The organism is Duganella vulcania (genome assembly GCF_009857655.1).
Taxonomy (GTDB): Bacteria; Pseudomonadota; Gammaproteobacteria; order Burkholderiales; family Burkholderiaceae_D; genus Rugamonas; species Rugamonas vulcania.
This window is the reverse complement of record NZ_WWCX01000017.1, coordinates 80,962-98,762: the sequence shown is the minus strand read 5'-3', so window position 1 is coordinate 98,762 and position 17,801 is coordinate 80,962. Positions and strand designations below refer to the sequence as shown.

Genomic DNA, 17,801 nt, shown 5'->3' with positions numbered 1-17,801 from the left:
CCCGCCGCGCGGGGCGCCGCACCGGCCGCATCGCCAGCCGCCGCGGCAGCCGCGGGCGCGCCTGCAGCCACCAAACCGAAGGAACCGGCACGATGAACCGCCCTCACTATATCCTGCTGCCGGTCAGCCCGCTGTTCATCGCCTTCAGCCTGTTCTGCGCGTTTCTACTGAACCTGCTCCCCTGGGGGAACTTCATCGGCGTGCCGGACTTTGTGGCGCTGGTGCTGGTGTTCTGGGGCGTGCACCAGCCGCGCAAGGTCGGCATCGGCACCGCCTTCTTCCTTGGCCTGCTGATGGACGTGCATGACTCGACGCTGCTGGGCGAGAACGCGCTGGCCTACACGCTGCTGTCCTACTTCGCGATCATGCTGCACCGCCGGGTGCTGTGGTTCCCGCTGCTGACGCAGGCCATGCACGTGTTCCCGCTGCTGCTGATGGCGCAGTCGGTGCAGCTGGTCGTGCGCTTCTTCGTGTCCGGCAAATTCCCCGGCTGGTTCTACTTTGTCGAAAGCGTGATCGCCGTGGCCCTGTGGCCGCTGGCGACCTGGCTGCTGCTGGCGCCCCAGCGCCGCGCGGTCGACCGCGACCACACCCGCCCGATCTGACGCCCCGGCCGGGCAGTGACTGAGCATCATGACTGAACTCAAGGACAACCAACGCGAGCTGCACCAGTTCCGCCTGCGCCTGACGGTGCTGGGCGCGCTGGTGTTCTTCTGCTTCGCCGCGCTGCTGGTGCGCTTCGTCTGGCTGCAGGTCTACAAGCATAGCGACTACGTCGCCCAGGCCGAAGGAAACCGCATCGCCCTGGTCCCCATCGAGCCCAATCGCGGGCTGATTTTGGACCGCAACGGCGTGGTCCTGGCGCGCAACTACTCGGCCTTTACGCTGGAGATCACGCCGTCCAAGCTGAGCGCCACGCTGGACGAAACCATCGACGAGCTGTCCAAGCTGATCACGGTGGAGCCCAAGGACCGCAAGCGCTTCAAGAAGCTGCTGGAGGAATCCAAGGGCTTCGAGAGCGTGCCGCTGCGCACCCGCCTGACCGACGAGGAAGTGGCGCGCTTCTCGGCGCAGCGTTTCCGCTTCCCCGGCGTGGAGGTGCAGGCGCGCCTGTTCCGCCAGTACCCGCTGGGCGAGATCGCCTCGCACGTGATCGGCTACATCGGCCGCATCAACACGTCGGAGGCCAAGGCCATCGCCGATGGCGAGGACGCCGCCAACTACAACGGCACCGACCATATCGGCAAGGAAGGCCTGGAGAAGAGCTACGAGAAGCAGCTGCACGGCGTCAGCGGCTACGAGCAAGTGGAGAAGTCGGCCGGCGGCCGCGCCATCCGCACCTTGTCGCGCACGCCCGCCAAGCCGGGCAGCAACCTGATACTGTCGATCGACATCGAGCTGCAGAAGGTGATCGAGGAAGCCTTCGGCGAATGGCGCGGCGCGCTGGTCGCCATCGAACCGGAAACGGGCGACATCCTGGCCTACGTATCGCGCCCCGGCTACGACCCCAACCTGTTCGTCGACGGCATCGACTCGCAAAGCTGGAACGAACTCAATACCTCGCTGGACAAGCCGATGGTGAACCGCCCCCTGTCGGGCACCTATCCGCCGGGGTCCACCTTCAAGCCCTTCATGGCGCTGGCCGCGCTGGAGCTGGGCAAGCGCACGCCGGGCCAGACCATCTTCGATCCGGGCTCGTTCACGCTGGGCGGCCACAAGTTTCGCGACGATAAGCCGGGCGGCCACGGAACGGTCGACATGTACAAGTCCATCGTCGAATCCTGCGACACCTACTACTACATGCTCGGCAACGACATGGGCATCGACGCCATCACCGACTTCATGAAACCGTTCGGCTTCGGCCAGTTGACGGGCATCGACCTGGAACACGAGAAGCAGGGCGTGCTGCCGTCCAAGGAATGGAAGCGCAACCGTTTCAAGAAGAATCCGGCGGCGCAGAAGTGGGTCGGCGGCGACACCATCTCCATCGCCATCGGCAACGGCTTTAACAGCTACACGCCGTTGCAGATGGCGCACGCGGTGTCCAACCTGGCCAACAACGGCATCGTGATGAAGCCGCACCTGGTGAAGATCATCGAGGACAGCGTCACCCGCGCGCGCAAGCTGACGGTGCCCAAGGAAAGCTACCGCATCCCGCTCAAGCAGGAGCACATCGACATCATCAAGAACGCCATGGTGGGCGTGACCACCGGCGGCACGGCGGCGCGCGCGTTCGTCGGCGCCGGCTACACCTCGGGCGGCAAGACCGGTACCGCGCAGCTGGTGGCGATCAAGAAGAACGAAAAGTACAACGCCAACCTGATCGCCGAGCGCCTGCGCGACAACGCGCTCTATACCGCCTTCGCCCCGGCCGACAAGCCGCGCATCGCCATCGCGGTGGTGGTGGAGAACGGCGGCTTCGGCGCCGGCGTGGCCGCGCCCATCGTGCGCAAGGCGCTGGATTACTACCTGCTGGGCAAACGTCCGAACGAAAAAGAAACCACCCGCGTGCCGAAGGAGGACGCCGAGCTGCGCTCCGTCCAGGACGTCCAGGCCGAACAGGGCGTCAGCGACGACAACAAGCCGGGCGCCGAAACCCCCGGCAACAAGGAATAAAGGACCAGCATGCGTATCAACGAAAGGCGCTCCCTGGGGCGCCGCCTTCGCCCGTACTTCACCGTGTTCGACCTGCCGCTGATGCTGATCATCTGCGCGCTGCTGTCGGTCGGCCTGGTGACGCTGTACTCGGCCGGCATGGGCATTCCCGGCAAGGTGGAGGACCAGATGCGCAACATCTTCCTGGCCTTCATGGTGATGTGGTTCGTGGCCAATATCACGCCGCAGATGATGATGCGGATCGCCGTGCCGGCTTATGTGGTCGCGGTGGCGCTGCTGGTCGCCGTGGCGCTGTTCGGCACCGTCAAGCTGGGCGCGCGGCGCTGGCTGCACGTGGGGGTGGACATCCAGCCGTCCGAATTCATGAAGATCGCCATGCCGCTGATGCTGGCGTGGTTCTTCCAGCAGCGCGCCGGCCATTTGCGCTGGCAGGATTACGCCATCGCCGCCGTGCTGCTGGCGATCCCGGTGGCACTGATCGTCAAGCAGCCCGACCTGGGCACCGCCTTGCTGGTGGTGGCCGCCGGCTTCTGCGCGATCTTCCTGGCCGGCCTGGCGTGGCGGGCGCTGATCGCGCTGTTCGCAGTCGCCCTCGCCAGCCTGCCGGTGATCTGGACCGTGGGGATGCACGACTACCAGCGCGACCGCGTGATGACGCTGATCGATCCGTATCTCGAACCGCTGGGCAAGGGCTTCCACATTATCCAGTCGATGATCGCCATCGGCTCGGGCGGCGTGTCCGGCAAGGGCTGGACCCACGGCACGCAGGCCCACCTTGAATTCATCCCCGAACGCACCACCGACTTTATCTTCGCGGTGTTCTCCGAGGAGTTCGGCCTGACCGGCAACCTGGTGCTGATGTTCCTGTACCTGCTGCTGATCGGCCGCGGCCTGATGATCGCCGGGAACGCGCCCAACTTGTTTAGCCGCCTGCTGGCCGGCTCCATCACGATGATTTACTTTACCTACGCCTTCGTCAACATGGGCATGGTCAGCGGCATCGTGCCGGTGGTCGGCGTGCCGCTGCCGTTCATGAGCTACGGCGGTACCGCGCTGCTGACGCTGGGCCTGGGGGCGGGCATCCTGATGAGCATCCAGCGCCACCGCAAATTGGTGCAAACCTGATGCGCGTGCAGGACGGGCGGCTCGCGCCGCGGGTGTGGGGAGCGGCGGCATGACGGAGATTAAGGATACGGAGCGCGAGCTCCAGCAGTTCCGCGCCCGCATCACGTTGCTGGGGGCGATGGTGTTGCTGTGTTTTTGCCTGCTGCTGGCGCGCTTCATCTGGCTGCAGGTGGTCAAGCACAACGACTTCGCCGTCAAGGCGGAGGAGAACCGCATCGCCCTCGTACCCATCGTGCCCAATCGCGGATTGATTTTGGACCGCAACGGCGTGGTCCTGGCGCGCAACTACTCGGCCTTCACGCTGGAGATCACGCCGTCCAAGCTGACGGCGACGCTGGACGAAACCATCGACGAGCTGTCCAAGCTGGTCGAGATCGAGGTCAAGGACCGCAAGCGCTTCAAGAAGCTGCTGGAGGAATCCAAGGGCTTCGAGGGCGTGCCGCTGCGCACCCGCCTGACCGACGAGGAAGTGGCGCGCTTCTCGGCGCAGCGTTTCCGCTTCCCCGGCGTGGAGGTGCAGGCGCGCCTGTTCCGCCAGTACCCGCTGGGCGAGACGGCGTCGCACGTGATCGGCTTTATCGGCCGCGTCAGCCGCGCCGAGGCCATGGCCATCGCGGACGCCGACGATGCCGCCAACTACAAGGGCACCGACCATATCGGCAAGGAAGGCCTGGAGAAGAGCTACGAGAAGCAGCTGCACGGCACCACCGGCTACGAGGAAGTGGAAGTGTCTGCGGGCGGCCGCGCCGTCCGCACCTTGTCGCGCACGGCGGCGGTGGCGGGCAGTAACCTGATCCTGTCGATCGACATCGAGCTGCAGAAAGTGGTGGAGGAAGCCTTCGGCGAGCGGCGCGGCGCGCTGGTGGCGATCGAGCCGTCCACCGGCGACATCCTGGCCTACGTGTCGCGGCCCGGCTACGATCCTAACCTGTTCGTCGATGGTATCGACGCGCAGAGCTGGAACGACCTCAATACCTCGCTGGACCGGCCGATGGTGAACCGTCCCCTGTCCGGCACCTATGCGCCGGGTTCGACCTTCAAGCCCTTCATGGCGCTGGCCGCGCTGGAGCTGGGCAAGCGCACGCCAAGCCAGGTGACCTATGATCCGGGCTTCTATAACCTCGGCGGCCACCAATTCCGCGACGACGTGGTTGGCGGCCACGGCGCGGTGGACATGCACAAGTCCATCGTCGTCTCCTGCAATACCTACTACTACGCGTTGGGCCACGACATGGGCATCGACGCTATTCACGATTTCATGAAGCCGTTCGGCTTCGGCCAGCAGACCGGCATCGACCTGGAGAACGAAAAGACCGGGGTGCTGCCTTCGCAGGAGTGGAAACGCAAGCGGTTCAAGGGTGCGGCAGGGAAGTGGGTAGGTGGTGATACCATCTCGGTCAGCAACGGTTCCGGCTACAACGCCTACACGCCTTTGCAGATCGCGCACGCGGTGGCCAACCTGGCCAACAACGGCGTGGTGATGAAGCCGCACCTGGTCAAGATTGTGGAAGACAGCACGACGCGCAGCCGCAAACTGACGGTGCCCAAGGAGAGCTATCGGATCCCGCTGAAGCAGGAGAATATCGATTTTGTCAAGAATGCCATGGTCGGCGTGACCACGGAAGCGGGAGGCACCGGCGTGCGCGCCTTCGCCGGCGCCGGCTACACGGTGGGCGGCAAAACCGGCACCGCGCAGGTGATCACGATCCGCTCGGGCGAGAAGTACAACGCCGCCAGGCTGGCCGAGCGCCTGCGCGACAACGCGCTGTTTACCGCGTTCGCGCCGGCGGACAAGCCGCGCATCGTGCTGGCGCTGGTGGTGGAAAACGCCGGCAAGGGCGGCGCGGAAGCGGCGCCGATCGCCCGCAAGGCGCTGGACTACTACCTGCTGGGCAAGCGCCCGGCCGAAAAAGACACCACCAAGGTGCCGAAGGAAGACGCCGAGACGGTGCTGCCGGTGGAAGGGCAGACGCTGGAAGAGCAGGCCGCGGCGGCCGAATTCGAACGGCGCGCTCCGGCGGCGCCTGCGGCACCGCCTGCACCAGCGGCACCAGCGGCACCAACCGCGCCTGCTCCGGCAGCCGCGCCGCCGACCGTGCAGCCAGTGCCGCCGGCGCGTAAAAAATCGTAAGGATGAAGTGATGCGTATGACCCGTAGCCGTATTTTGAATGTCTGCACCACGCTGGCCATGCTGGCGCTGGTCGGCTGCGGCACCGCGCCGACGGTCACCGATACCGGCACGCTGTCCAAGACGCCCCGTACCTCCAAGCCGGTGATCAAGGCGCCGTCCAACGCCAAGCCCGATGGCGGCCTGCCGGCGCTGCCGCCGGCGAATTCGGGACGTGGCGGCTACTACCAGGATGACGGTCCCGGTGACGCGCCGCCCGCCAACCTGGCCGACGTGCCGGACGCCGACGTGCGCAACGATCCGCTGCTGCCGTACTCCAACCGTCCCTACGTCGTTTTCGGCAAGACCTACACACCGATCACCGGCAACCAGCCGTTCACGCAGATCGGCATCGGCAGCTGGTACGGCAAGAAGTTCCACGGCCAGCGCACCTCGTCCGGCGAGATCTACGACATGTACAAGATGACGGCCGCGCATCCGACGCTGCCGATTCCTTCCTACGCGCGGTTGACGAACCTGGTGAGCGGTGCCGTGGTTATCGTGCGCATCAACGACCGCGGGCCGTTCCACGCCAACCGCGCCATCGACGTGTCGTACACGGCGGCGCTCAAACTCGGCCTGCTGGGCAAGGGCAGCCACGAACTCCAGATCGAACGCATCCTGCCGGATGAAGTGGACCGCATGCTGGCCACGCGGGCCGGCGTTTCGGGTACGGTGTCGCCGCGCCTGCAGTCGCAGTCGTCGTCGCAGAAGGCGTCGCCGGGTGGCCTGGGTGGCGGCCCGCTGTTGCTCACGCCATCGACAACCTTGAGCGGCGAGCCGCTGGTGTTGGCGCCGAAGGCCATGCCGGCAGCGGCATCCTCCGATGCTGCTGCGGCGGCGGTGATGCTGACCGACCGCGCGCCGGCCGATGCCGAAACACTGGCCGCCAGCACCGCCAAGGGCGGCTTCTACCTGCAACTGGGCGCCTACTCGCGCGCCGAGAACGCGGAAGCGGTGCGCGGCAAATTGTCCGGCAAGGGATTGAATGGGCTGGAAGTCGTGCAAGGCGGCGCCGTGCATCGCCTGTTCACCGGACCGTTCGCGACCCGCCAGGAAGCGCTCCAGGCGGCGCAAGGCTTGCCGTCAGCGTTGCACCTCAAGCCCATCGTCGTCCAGCGCTGATCCGATCACAGGACCGGCCACAATACGGCGGCGGTTGTCGCCACCTCGACCAGGTCGACGGCCAGCATGTAGGCCGCCGACAAGCGTCCCTGCATGTATGCGCCCAGCGCCCAGAAGCCTCCCATCGCCGCTGTAATCGCCAGCGCGGAACGCGCGTAGGACAGCGCCGCCGAATGCCACAGGCACGCGGCGGTGGCCGTCACGCAAAGGCCGAACTGCGCCGCCGCCATGCAGCGCTTCCGCGCCGTCAGCGGCGGATCATAGCTTTGCCTGGCGGCCTCCAGGTCGAACGGCTTGCCTGGCAGCGCGAGTTCGGCGGGCCGCCAGCCAGGAGGCTTCAACCAGATCTTCACTTTGTCGGACCAACGCCCGGCCTGCCGGGACAGGTTCAGCAAGACCCAGTATTCCGACACGATGGCCCAGGCAGGGTCCCAGCTGTTCAACGGACTGCGCGTGCCGTACACGCACGGCTCCCGCTCCTCGGCGAAGGTGCCGAACATGCGGTCCCAGATGACCAGCATGCCGCCATAATTCTTGTCGAGGTATTGGTCGTTCACCGCGTGATGCACGCGATGGTTGGATGGCGAGGAAAACACGCGATCGAACCAGCCGAGTCTTCCGATATGTTCGGTGTGTATCCAGAACTGATACAGCAGCACGATCAGGCCGGCCACCGCGAACTGCTCCGGCGGCACGCCCAGCAGCGCCATCGGCAGATAGAAGGCCCAGCCGATGAAGATCACCGAGCTTTCCTGCCGCAGCGCGGTGGAGAAATTGAAGTCCTGGCTTTGATGGTGGACCTGGTGCGCGGCCCACATGACGGCGCACTCGTGGCCCATGCGGTGCAGCCAGTAGTCGCAAAAATCGAACAGCACGACGGCGGCGATCCAGCCGTACCACGCCGGCCAAAACTCCGTGAACGACACCAGGCGGACCTTGTCGAACACCCAGGCATAGAGGCCGATCTGAAACAGCTGCGTGAGCACCGCGACGAGTTGGCTGATCAAGCCCTGACTGAGGCTGCTCAGCGCGTCGTTGAGGCGATACGTATTGCGCCGTTTCGCCCACCCATACGCGAATTCCGCCACCATCAGCAGGAAAAATACGGGGAAGATCAGGACGATGAATTGTTCCATATTGAAGGCAGCATTGAAAGTAAGCCGATAGTTTGCCAGATTATCCTGAATGCGGCTGGAGGCGCCGCGGACGCTAGTCCGCCGACAGCAATTGCGCCAGCCGCTCGGTGCGGAAGCGCTCGACGACAAATTCCACGAAGGCCCGCGTCTTGGCCGGCAGGAGCTTCTGCGCCGGATAGTAGATCGATACGGCGCCGCCATCCACATGCCATCCGGGCAGCACGCGCACCAGCGTGCCCGCTTCCAGATGCGCCAGCGATTCCGAGTAGTTGATCAAGGCGATGCCCAGGCCCAGGGCCGCCGCGTCGCAGGCCGCGCCGGGATCGCTCATCGTCATGCGGACGCGCAGCGTGATGGGCGCTTGCTGCTTGCTGCGGTTGGTCAGCGCCCACGGGCGTATCCGCCCCGTTTGCGGTGAACGAATCAGAATGCCGTCATGTTCATGCAGGTCGGCGGGCGATTTCGGCGCACGATGTTCTGCCAGGTAGGCGGGCGACGCCACCAGCACCCGGTTCGCCGGCGCCAGCCTGCGCGCCACCACGCCGGGCGACAAGTCGATTCCGCCGCCCAGCGCGGCGTCGAAGCTTTGCGCGATCAGGTCCACCGGACGGTTGTCGAAAGCCCAGTCGGGCGAGATGGCGGGATAGCGCTGCAAAAATTCGCCCAGCATCGGCACGATGTACTGGCGGCCAAAATTGACCGGCATGCTGACCCGCAGCGTGCCGGCAGGCTGGCCGCCGGCGCTGGCCAGGTTGGCGACCGCGTTCTGTATCGTCGACAGGCTGCCGCCCACTTCGTCGAGGAACTGCTGTCCGGCCTCCGTCAGCGACAGGCTGCGCGTGCTGCGCTGGAACAGGCGCACGCCCAGCCGCCCCTCCAGCCGCGCGATGTTCTTGCCGACGGCGGCCGGCGTCAGGCCGAGCCGGCGCGCGGCTTCGGAGAAACTGCCCGCTTCGGCGCTGCGCACGAAGCACTCGATGCTGATCATGGTTTCCATGGCTTTTATTTTAAACCAAATGGATCAACTGCTTATAGCGATTACCGTCTAGTCACGACATAATTCGAGGCGGATACTGAAGGCTCCAAATCACCAACAGGAGCTTCACATGAACAACGGTAAAATCGCATTTGTACAGGGCGGCTCGCGCGGCATCGGCGCGGCCATCGCAAAACGGCTGGCGCACGACGGCGCCACCGTGGTGCTGACGTATTCCAGTTCGGCCGACAGGGCCGCGCAAGTAGTGGCGGAGATCGAAGCCGCAGGCGGCAAGGCGCAAGCCGTCAAAGCCGACAGCGCCGACGCCTCCGCGCTGAAAGCCGCCATCCGCAACGCGGCGGAAGCCCACGGCCGCATCGACATCCTGGTCAACAACGCCGGCGTGCTGGCGATCGCGCCGCTGGAAGACTTCACGCTGGAGGATTTCGACCGCACGCTGGCCGTCAACGTGCGCAGTGTATTCGTGGCGACCCAGGAAGCCGCGCGCCACATGGGGCAGGGCGGGCGGGTGATCACCATCGGCAGCACCAATGCCGATCGCATGCCGTTCGCCGGCGGCGCGACCTACGCGATGAGCAAGTCGGCGCTGGTCGGCCTGACCAAGGGCCTGGCCCGCGACCTCGGACCACGCGGCATCACTGTCAACAACGTGCAGCCAGGCCCGGTCGATACCGAGATGAACCCGGACGGCAGCGATTTCGCCGGCGCCCTGAAAGCCATGATGGCCTTGCCGCGCTATGGTTCGGTGGAGGAAATCGCCGGTTTCGTGTCGTACCTGGCGGGGCCGGAAGCCGGCTACATCACCGGCGCCAGCCTGTCGATAGACGGCGGTTTCGGCGCGTGATGCGGTAACACAGTCCGGCGGCCTTCCTGCCGGTGATAATCCACGCATTTTTTGACGCGGCGGGATGCTAAGCTTCCCGCCGCGGCATTCCATCAACTCCGGCGACGCGTTGTCGTGACGCTGTCGTGCCTGCGTCGTGCCCCTGTCGTGGCGCGTTTCAATCCATTGGTCATACTGGCGGCTCCGCAGAAGGAGATATTTATGTCGATTCAAAAAATGCGCCTCAAACGAGGTTGGTCGCAACAACAGCTGGCGGATGCCAGCGGTTTAAGTTCCCGCACCGTTCAACGGATCGAGTCTGGTCATCCTGGCAGTGTGGAGTCGCTAAAGTCTATCGCTGCGGTCTTTGACGTTGATTTTTCAACCCTTACCAAGGACGTAATCATGGCAGACGACAGCATCACCGCCCAAACCACCCAGGAACGCATCGCCTTTAAAAGGGTGCGGCGTGTCCGCGACTATTATTTGCATCTGCTGATGTATTTGGTGGTCAATCTCGGGTGCATCGCGGTTAACCTTCTAACGACGCCCGCGAAGATCTGGTTTATCGGATTGACTTTGTTCTGGGGGCTCGGCCTGCTGGCCCATACGTTGACGGTTTTCGTCTTCGATAAATACTTCAACGGCCAGTGGGAACGCGCCCAGGTGGAGAAGTTCCTGGGCCGGCCGCTGTAGGCGGCCATGGGGGACCATGTGCTACATCAATGGTCCCCCTGAGTTCGCTGGCTAGACTGGAATTCCACTAACGATGGAGGTAATCATGGAAATCCAGGACGATACCGATGCACTGCGCAAACTGTTTGCCGAAATGAATCCCGACTCGGGCGAGGTGGAGTCGGTCCACCGGGCCGAGTTGGATCCCGAGATGGCGCTGGCGCTCATGGCCAATCCCAAGGCCGCGCTCAAGGCGATGAATATTCCGGTCAGCACCGAGTCGCGGGTGGACCTGACGATGAAGAACCGCGCCGACCGTGCGACGATGGAGCTGGGCTTCACGTCCATGGCGCGGCTGCGCCGCATCTTCATCATCGTGATCCACTACCGGAACTGCGATTCTGACATTATCATCATCGCTACCCGTTAAGCGATCACCCCAGGGCGGATTGGGACGCACAGATAGATGAAAGCGAATTTTGATGGAGATTCTTGAAGCTACCCAGTCCGAACTTGGGGATGTCGCGAGCTTGTATGCCGAAGCAGGTTATGGCGCCGCGATCGATCCGGCGGATATCGTCATCGTCGCGAAAGATTGCGGTGTGCTGGCCGGCGCGGTGCGGCTCTGCACCGAAGAGGAAGTCACGGTCCTGCGCGGCATGCAGATCCGAAGCGCGTTTCAACGGCAGGGCATCGGCTCCCGGTTGCTGGCTGCGTGCGTGCCTTTTCTGGACAGGCGGCAGGCGTTCTGCCTGCCCTACGCGCATCTGGTGACGTTTTATGCCGCCGCCGGTTTTGAGCTGGCGGCCGACGCTGAGCTACCAGATTTCCTCAAGCGGCGCCGGGATGCCTACAACGCCCAGGGGCAAAACGTTGTCGCGATGCGCCGTGCCTGATCTTACTTGCAGGCGTGGCTTTGCGCGTTCGGATAGCCGGCGCGCAGTTGCTCCAGCTTGACCTTCAGTTCCGTATCCACGTCGCGGAACTGGAAGGCCAGCAGTTTGCTGCCGCTCATGCGCGGCGCCACGCGCGCGGTGCGCACGCCTTGCTTCATCAGCGCCGCCAGCTGGTTCTGCGCCGCGCCTTCGGTCTTGAACACGCCCAGCGAAATCCCCCAGCGCAGCGGCGAATTGTCGTTCATGATGAAGTAGTTGGTCACGCCCAGCCCGCGCAGTTCGGCGGCCTTCTTGTCGGCGCCTTCCTTGCTGCCCTGCGGCGGCATATAAACGATATAGCTCGATACCTCGTTGCCCGGCAGGTTGTGGCGCGACTGGCGGTCGCCCAAGTTCAGCGGCGCCAGCTGGGTTTCGAAACGGCGCGCGTCGGCCAGCACGAAGCTGCCGATTTCCACGCAGGCCAGCACCTCTGGGGCCGGCTTGGCTGCCGCGGCGGCGCTGGCCGCGGCGGCCGTCGCGGCCGAGGCGTCGTTGGCTTTTTCGGCGGAGATGATGGCCAGCTTGCCGGCGTTGAGTTGATTGAGCATGCGCTCCGGCTCGCGCTCGTTGCCGCTGAAATGGCCGAGATAACCTTTGCCGTACGCGAACAGCGCGGCATTGATGGCGACCAGCGACCAGAAAATAAATTTCAGCACGAAGCTTCCCTTGCGAGCTTATTCGGCGCTGCCGGCGGCAGCATGCAAACCGATTAACACGATGTTCTCGACGATACGGTAAGGCACCTTCAGCATCGGCGCGATATAGGGCGCCGCGCCGCCGGAGATGATGCACTCGCTGGCGCCATGCCGCGCGTACGCATGCTCGATGGCGCCGCTCTGCGCGGCCAGGCAGCCGCTCAGGATGGCGTCGTCGGTATTGTCGGCGAATCCGTCCGGCAGCTTACCGTCTTGCGCAATTTGCGGCAACTGCGCCGTGTTGCGCGCCAGCGAGCTGGCCATCAGGCCCAGTCCCGGCAGGATCATCCCGCCCAGGAACATGCCGTCGGCCGTGATGGCGTCGATGGTGGTGGCGGTGCCGCAGTTGGCGACGATGACTTCGCGCCCGGCCGCCAGCGTGTGGCCGGCGATGGCGGCGGCGAAGCGGTCGCACCCCAGCTGCGCGGGATTGCGGTAGACGTTGGTCACGCCGGCCAGCGCGGGCAAGGAGGCAAACCATTCGATGGCCTGCTCCGGCAGGATCATGGCGGGGAAGGTCCGCTGCAGCACATACTCCAGCTGCACGCGCAGCGCGCCGCCGGCCACGTTGGCGATGACGATGCGGTCGACGCCGCGGTCGGCCACCGCTTCGCTCAGGTGCAGTTCCAGCTGCTGCAGGTCGGCGTGCATGACGGCGCCGTGGGCGATCCATGTGCCGGGCGCCGTGCCCAATTCGGCCAGCGCCCATTTGACGCGGGTGTTGCCGGCGTCGATCAGTAGAATCATGTTAGTCCGATAGAGGTGGCGAAGGTTGACGATAAGCGCAGCGAGACGTCGCCGGACAGCACTTCCGCGCGGCCTTGCTCCGTGTCGAGCATCAGGCGGCCGATGGCGTCGACGCCGGCGGCGCGGCCCTGCTGCAGCACTTTGCCGTTGTCGAGGATGACCACGTCCTGGCCGCGCCACGCGTGCAGCGCGTTCCAGCGCTCGGCGAAGGGAGCGAAGCCGGTGTCGTCGAATTCGGCCAGCACGGCGGCCAGGCGGCTGAGCAGCGCGGCCATCAGCTGGTTGCGGTCCATCTTGGCCAGCCATGGCGCGGCGGCCACTTCGCGGCCGATCTGCGCTTCCAGCTCGTCCGGCATGAGCAGGTTGATGCCGACGCCGATCACGGCCCAGATGGCGCCATCGTGGCGCGAGGTCTGGGTCTCGACCAGGATGCCGGCCAGCTTTCTACCGTCGCGCAGCAGGTCGTTGGGCCACTTGATCTGCACCGGCACGCCCAGCGAGGCGATGGTCTCGGCCAGCGCGACGCCGACCGCCATCGGCAGGCCGGACATCCGGTGCAGCGGTCCCTTGAAGCGCCAGGCCAGCGAGAACATCAGCGCGGCGCCGGGCGCGGACAGCCAGCTGCGGCCCGCGCGGCCACGGCCCGCCGTCTGGTTGCCGGCGATGCGCAGCACGGGACCGCTCAGCGTGTCGACGCGGGCCAGCAGGTCGGCGTTGGTGGAGCCGGTTTCGGTGACGGTTTCTATCGCCACGTGCGTGGCGCTGGTGGCGCAGTGGCCGTGGATGGCGGCGGCGTCGAGGCTCATGGCGCTGCCTTGCGTGGCTTGTGCGGGGCCTTGGCGAAGGCCAGGTCGTACAGTGGATTCGGCAGCATGCGCAGCACCTTGGCGACGATGCCCATCTGCCACGGGATCACCTTGTAGCTGCTGCCGGCGGCGATGGTGCGCGCGGCCTGGGCGGCGAATTTGTCGGGCGCCATCAGGAAGGGCATCGGGTAGGGATTCACCTGCGTCATCGGCGTGTCGATGTAGCCGGGGCAGATGGTGACGACGCGGATGCCGTACGGCTTGAGCTCCAGCCGCAGCGATTCGCAGTAGCTGATCACCGCCGCCTTGGAGGCGCTGTACGCTTCGGCGCCGGGCAGGCCGCGTATGCCGGCCACGCTGCCGATGCCGACCAGGCGCGCCGGCGTGCGTTGTGTTTTCATGGCCGGAATGAAGGGCGCGAAGGTGGCGGCGGTGGCCACCACGTTGGTGGCGATGACGGCTCCGAAAACGGGAATGTCTTCGGCGAACTCGGTGAGCGTGCCGACCGAGATGCCGGCGTTGGCGATCACCACGTCGATGCCGCCGGCGTGCGCCATGAAGGCCTGCGCGGCGGCGGCGATGGCGGCGTGGTCGCGCACATCGGCCGCGTAGGCGCGGTGGCGTCCGGGATTGGGGAGGGTGGCGATCAGCTGGTCCAGCATCTCGCTGCGGCGGGCCAGCAGGCCCAGTGTGGCGCCTTGCGCGGCATATTCGGCGGCGAGGGCCGCACCCAGTCCGCTTGAGGCGCCGGTGATGAAGACCCGCTCCGGCCCGGCGCCTTGCTTGTTCATCTTTATTTCTTTTCCGCTTTCGCCTTGGCGACCAGGAAGTCCATCACCTGCACGGCCTGCGCATGCAGCTCGGCTTCGGTGGTGGCGGACTTGGAGCCTTCGTTGGCCATGGTCGGCGAGGTGACGTATTTGCCGTCGATGGCGATCATTGGCCACGAGTCGACGCCGTAGGCATCCATCATCGATGCCGAGCGGCGCACGCTGCCGGCCACGCCCAGGCCGCGGTAGGTCTCGATGAACTTCTGGCGGTCCACGCCCTGCTTGGCGACGAAGTCGAACGCCATCTCGTCGCGGCTCATGCGGTTGTGGTTGACGTGCATCTCGGTGAAGATCCTGGTGTGCATGGCGTCGGTCAGCAGGCCCATGGCGCTCAGCGTGAAGAACATTTTCTCCTGCGGCAGGTCGGTGCCGCTGCGCGAGATGTGCACGCGCTTGAAGACGATGTTGTCGCCCTGTTTCTTGACCCAGGCCGACAGCGTCGGATCGAAGGCGAAGCAGTGCGGGCAGGCGTAGTCGAAGAACTCGATGACTTCGACCTTCTTGCCGCTGTCGACCGGCTGCGGCGCGGGCAGCGTCTTGAATTCGACGCCGTTCTTCGGCGCCGCCGGGGAGGCCGACGACAGGGCGGCTACGCTCAACATCAATGCACCAACCACGAATTTCATGAATCGCATCTGCATACTCCTGGCTTATTTTTGATTGCGCACGACTGCGACGTCGACGCCGTTTTCGGACAACTTGCTACGAACCTTGTTCATCGTTTCGACCTGGTTGAAGGGGCCGAGGCGCACGCGATGCAGCACGCCGGTGTCGGTGGCGCGGTCCGAGACGTTGGCCTCGAAGCCCAGCAAGGCCAGCTTGGCGCGGGCGCTCTCGGCGTCGGCGATCTCGCGGAAGGCGCCGGCCTGCAGGTAGTAGATGAATTTGTCGTCGCCGCTGTCGGCCGCGGCGGCGGTGGCCGGCTTGGCTGGCGTCGGCGCCACGTTGGTCGCGCCCGGGGGGGCGGCGGCGGCCTTCGGCTTCTCGGCCAGAGCCGGCGCCGGCGCGGCCGGCGCGGGCGTTCCCTGGATCTTGTCGACCACCGCCTGCAGCGGATCGGCCGGAGGCGGCGCTTTCGGCGGCTCCTTGGGCGTGTCCTTGGCGAAGTCCTTGGCCGCTTCGCGCACCGCGTCCTTGTTGCCGTACATCGGCTTGTTCGGATCGGCGGCCTGTCCCGCGGTCGGTTCCACCGCCTTGCTGCTACGCCCCTTGTCGGTGAAAGGCGTCGCGCCCTTGTTGATCACCAGGGCGACGACGACCGCGATCGCCAGGCCGATGATCAGGCCGATGACGATGCCGATGATGGTGTTGCCGTGCTGGCGCGAACGTGGGGTAAGGCGGGAGCGGAAATTCATTGTGCGGGATGTCCTTCGCAATTACATTTTGTTGGGAGCGGAGACGCCGATCAGCGCCAGGCCGTTGCGCAGCACCTGGCGGGTGGCGACCATCAGCGCGATACGGGCCGCCTTCAGCGCCTCGTCGTCCACCAGCACGCGCTCGGCGAAGTAGAAGCTGTGCAGGTTGGCGGCCAGGTCGCGCAGGTAGAACGCGATCTGGTGCGGGCCCAGCTCCGCTTGCGCGCGCGCCAGCGTTTCAGGGTAGGCGGCCAGGGTGGCCAGCAGCGCCGCTTCGGTCGGCGCGGTCAGCGGCGACAGGTCGACGTTGGCCAGCGAGGCTTCGTCGCCGGTCCACTGTTCCAGCATGCGGCAGATGCGCGCGTGGGCGTACTGCACGTAATACACCGGATTCTCGTCCGAGGTTTTCAGCGCGACGTCGACGTCGAACACGAATTCGGTGTCGGCCTTGCGCGAGATGAGGAAGAAGCGCACCGCGTCGCGGCCTTTTTCGATGTCGCCGCCGCCCGACCATTCGATCAGGTCGCGCACGGTCACGTAGGAGCCGGCGCGCTTGGAGATCTTGACCTCTTCGCCGCCCTTCATCACGGTGACCATCTTGTGCAGCACGTAGTCGGGGTAGCCCTGCGGGATGCCGACGTTGACCGCCTGCAGGCCGGCGCGCACGCGGGCGATGGTGCCGTGGTGGTCCGAACCCTGGACGTTGATCGCCTGGGTGTAGCCGCGCTGGAACTTGACGATGTGGTAGGCCACGTCCGGCACGAAGTAGGTGTAGGTGCCGTCCTTCTTGCGCATCACGCGGTTCTTGTCGTCGCCGTAGTCCTCGGTGCGCAGCCACAGCGCGCCGTCTTCCTCGTAGGTCTTGCCGGACTTGTTGAGCATGTCGACGGCGGCGTCGACCTTGCCGTCGGCGTACAGCGACGATTCGAGGTAGTAGTTGTCGAACTTGACGCCGAAGGCTTGCAGGTCGATGTCCTGCTCGTTGCGCAGGTAGGTCACGGCGAAGTGGCGGATCGATTCGATGTCTTCGACGTCGCCCGAGGCGGTGGCCGGCGAGCCGTCCGAGGCCGACACGGTTTTCTTCAGCTTGAAGTCTTCGGCGATGTCGGCGATGTAGTCGCCGTTGTAGGCCGATTCGGGCCATTGGGCGTCGCCCGGCTTGTAGCCGCGCAGGCGCGCCTGCACCGAGTTGGCCAGGGTCTGGATCTGCACGCCGGCGTCGTTGTAGTAGAACTCGCGGGTGACCGCGTAGCCCTGGGAGCCGAACAGCGACGACAGCGCGTCGCCCAGCGCCGCCTGGCGGCCGTGGCCCACGTGCAGCGGGCCGGTCGGGTTGGCGGAGACGAATTCGATGATGACGCTCTTGCCCTTGCCGGCATCGGCGGTGCCGAAGGCGGCGCCTTGCGCCAGCACGGCCTTGACCACGGCCTGCTTGGCGGCGGCGCTCACGCGCAGGTTGATGAAGCCCGGGCCGGCGATGTCCGCCGATTCCACCAGGCCTTTGCCGGCCGGATTGGCCAGCAGCGCGTCGACCACTTTGGTGGCCAGTTCACGCGGGTTCATTTTCAGCTGCTTGGCCAGTTGCATGGCGATGTTACAGGCCACGTCACCATGCGACGGGTCGCGCGGGCGCTCCAGCACAACGTTGGCGGCGACTTCTGTGCCGGCCAGGATGGGGGCGAGGGCGGCCTGGAACAGGGCGGTGATATCTTGTTTTTGTTGGGCGAGCATGAGCAAATTGGCGGCTGAACCGCGAGTATGAATACAT

The 17,801-nt window shown here is 65.4% G+C and carries 18 protein-coding genes; 9 read left to right on the top strand and 9 right to left on the bottom strand.

The window, feature by feature from the left end; genetic code table 11:
• The first annotated feature begins 92 nt into the window (after positions 1-92).
• From mreD to GTP90_RS13040, 5 genes are read left to right on the top strand one after another with little or no spacing between them, the layout of a single operon-like run.
• Positions 93-605: a rod shape-determining protein MreD gene (gene mreD / locus GTP90_RS13060; RefSeq protein ID WP_116992251.1), complete on the top strand. Its 513-nt coding sequence runs from the start codon at positions 93-95 to the stop codon at positions 603-605.
• A 28-nt stretch (positions 606-633) separates the two neighbouring features.
• Positions 634-2,616 carry a penicillin-binding protein 2 gene (gene mrdA / locus GTP90_RS13055; RefSeq protein WP_161083955.1) on the top strand — a complete coding sequence of 661 codons (1,983 nt, stop codon included), beginning with the start codon at positions 634-636 and terminating at the stop codon, positions 2,614-2,616.
• A 9-nt stretch (positions 2,617-2,625) separates the two neighbouring features.
• Positions 2,626-3,741 (top strand): rod shape-determining protein RodA, encoded by a 1,116-nt coding sequence (rodA, locus tag GTP90_RS13050; protein ID WP_161083954.1) that lies wholly within the window; start codon positions 2,626-2,628, stop codon positions 3,739-3,741.
• A 49-nt stretch (positions 3,742-3,790) separates the two neighbouring features.
• On the top strand, positions 3,791-5,872 hold the full coding sequence (gene mrdA / locus GTP90_RS13045; protein WP_161083953.1) for a penicillin-binding protein 2: 2,082 nt from the start codon (positions 3,791-3,793) through the stop codon (positions 5,870-5,872).
• A 10-nt stretch (positions 5,873-5,882) separates the two neighbouring features.
• Positions 5,883-7,034: a septal ring lytic transglycosylase RlpA family protein gene (locus GTP90_RS13040; RefSeq protein WP_161083952.1), complete on the top strand. Its 1,152-nt coding sequence runs from the start codon at positions 5,883-5,885 to the stop codon at positions 7,032-7,034.
• 5 nt (positions 7,035-7,039) lie between these two features.
• Here GTP90_RS13040 and GTP90_RS13035 read toward each other — a convergent pair whose 3' ends face one another.
• Both GTP90_RS13035 and GTP90_RS13030 read right to left on the bottom strand, forming a co-directional pair.
• Positions 7,040-8,170 (bottom strand): sterol desaturase family protein, encoded by a 1,131-nt coding sequence (locus tag GTP90_RS13035; protein ID WP_161083951.1) that lies wholly within the window; start codon positions 8,168-8,170, stop codon positions 7,040-7,042.
• A gap of 73 nt (positions 8,171-8,243) precedes the next feature.
• The gene (locus GTP90_RS13030; RefSeq protein ID WP_161083950.1) at positions 8,244-9,167 is read right to left on the bottom strand and encodes a LysR family transcriptional regulator; all 924 of its coding nucleotides are present in this window, start codon (positions 9,165-9,167) and stop codon (positions 8,244-8,246) included.
• Between the two features lie 109 nt (positions 9,168-9,276).
• On the opposite strand from GTP90_RS13030, the gene GTP90_RS13025 reads away from it, so the two are divergent.
• The 4 genes from GTP90_RS13025 (at position 9,277) to GTP90_RS13010 (ending at position 11,561) form a co-directional block, all read left to right on the top strand.
• Positions 9,277-10,011, top strand: coding sequence for a 3-oxoacyl-ACP reductase family protein (locus GTP90_RS13025; protein WP_161083949.1), 735 nt, complete (start codon positions 9,277-9,279; stop codon positions 10,009-10,011).
• 201 nt (positions 10,012-10,212) lie between these two features.
• Positions 10,213-10,686 (top strand): helix-turn-helix domain-containing protein, encoded by a 474-nt coding sequence (locus tag GTP90_RS13020; RefSeq protein WP_161083948.1) that lies wholly within the window; start codon positions 10,213-10,215, stop codon positions 10,684-10,686.
• 85 nt (positions 10,687-10,771) lie between these two features.
• Positions 10,772-11,095 carry a hypothetical protein gene (locus GTP90_RS13015; RefSeq protein WP_161083947.1) on the top strand — a complete coding sequence of 108 codons (324 nt, stop codon included), beginning with the start codon at positions 10,772-10,774 and terminating at the stop codon, positions 11,093-11,095.
• A 52-nt stretch (positions 11,096-11,147) separates the two neighbouring features.
• Positions 11,148-11,561, top strand: coding sequence for a GNAT family N-acetyltransferase (locus GTP90_RS13010; protein WP_161083946.1), 414 nt, complete (start codon positions 11,148-11,150; stop codon positions 11,559-11,561).
• A 2-nt stretch (positions 11,562-11,563) separates the two neighbouring features.
• Here GTP90_RS13010 and GTP90_RS13005 read toward each other — a convergent pair whose 3' ends face one another.
• Genes GTP90_RS13005 through argS form a run of 7 tightly spaced genes read right to left on the bottom strand, consistent with a single transcriptional unit; the run spans position 11,564 to position 17,764 of the window.
• The gene (locus GTP90_RS13005) at positions 11,564-12,256 is read right to left on the bottom strand and encodes an SPOR domain-containing protein (RefSeq protein WP_161083945.1); all 693 of its coding nucleotides are present in this window, start codon (positions 12,254-12,256) and stop codon (positions 11,564-11,566) included.
• Positions 12,257-12,274: 18 nt separating this feature from the next.
• On the bottom strand, positions 12,275-13,042 hold the full coding sequence (locus GTP90_RS13000; RefSeq protein ID WP_161083944.1) for a type III pantothenate kinase: 768 nt from the start codon (positions 13,040-13,042) through the stop codon (positions 12,275-12,277).
• Positions 13,039-13,848 carry a biotin--[acetyl-CoA-carboxylase] ligase gene (locus GTP90_RS12995; protein WP_161083943.1) on the bottom strand — a complete coding sequence of 270 codons (810 nt, stop codon included), beginning with the start codon at positions 13,846-13,848 and terminating at the stop codon, positions 13,039-13,041. Before GTP90_RS12995 ends, GTP90_RS13000 begins: the two co-directional genes overlap by 4 nt.
• Positions 13,845-14,639 carry an SDR family oxidoreductase gene (locus GTP90_RS12990; protein ID WP_161083942.1) on the bottom strand — a complete coding sequence of 265 codons (795 nt, stop codon included), beginning with the start codon at positions 14,637-14,639 and terminating at the stop codon, positions 13,845-13,847. Before GTP90_RS12990 ends, GTP90_RS12995 begins: the two co-directional genes overlap by 4 nt.
• A 2-nt stretch (positions 14,640-14,641) precedes the next feature.
• On the bottom strand, positions 14,642-15,313 hold the full coding sequence (locus GTP90_RS12985; RefSeq protein WP_161083941.1) for a thiol:disulfide interchange protein DsbA/DsbL: 672 nt from the start codon (positions 15,311-15,313) through the stop codon (positions 14,642-14,644).
• 15 nt (positions 15,314-15,328) lie between these two features.
• Complete coding sequence (locus GTP90_RS12980) at positions 15,329-16,033, bottom strand: SPOR domain-containing protein (protein ID WP_161083940.1); 705 nt, start codon at positions 16,031-16,033, stop codon at positions 15,329-15,331.
• Between the two features lie 21 nt (positions 16,034-16,054).
• Positions 16,055-17,764: an arginine--tRNA ligase gene (gene argS / locus GTP90_RS12975; protein WP_161083939.1), complete on the bottom strand. Its 1,710-nt coding sequence runs from the start codon at positions 17,762-17,764 to the stop codon at positions 16,055-16,057.
• Positions 17,765-17,801 lie beyond the last annotated feature (37 nt).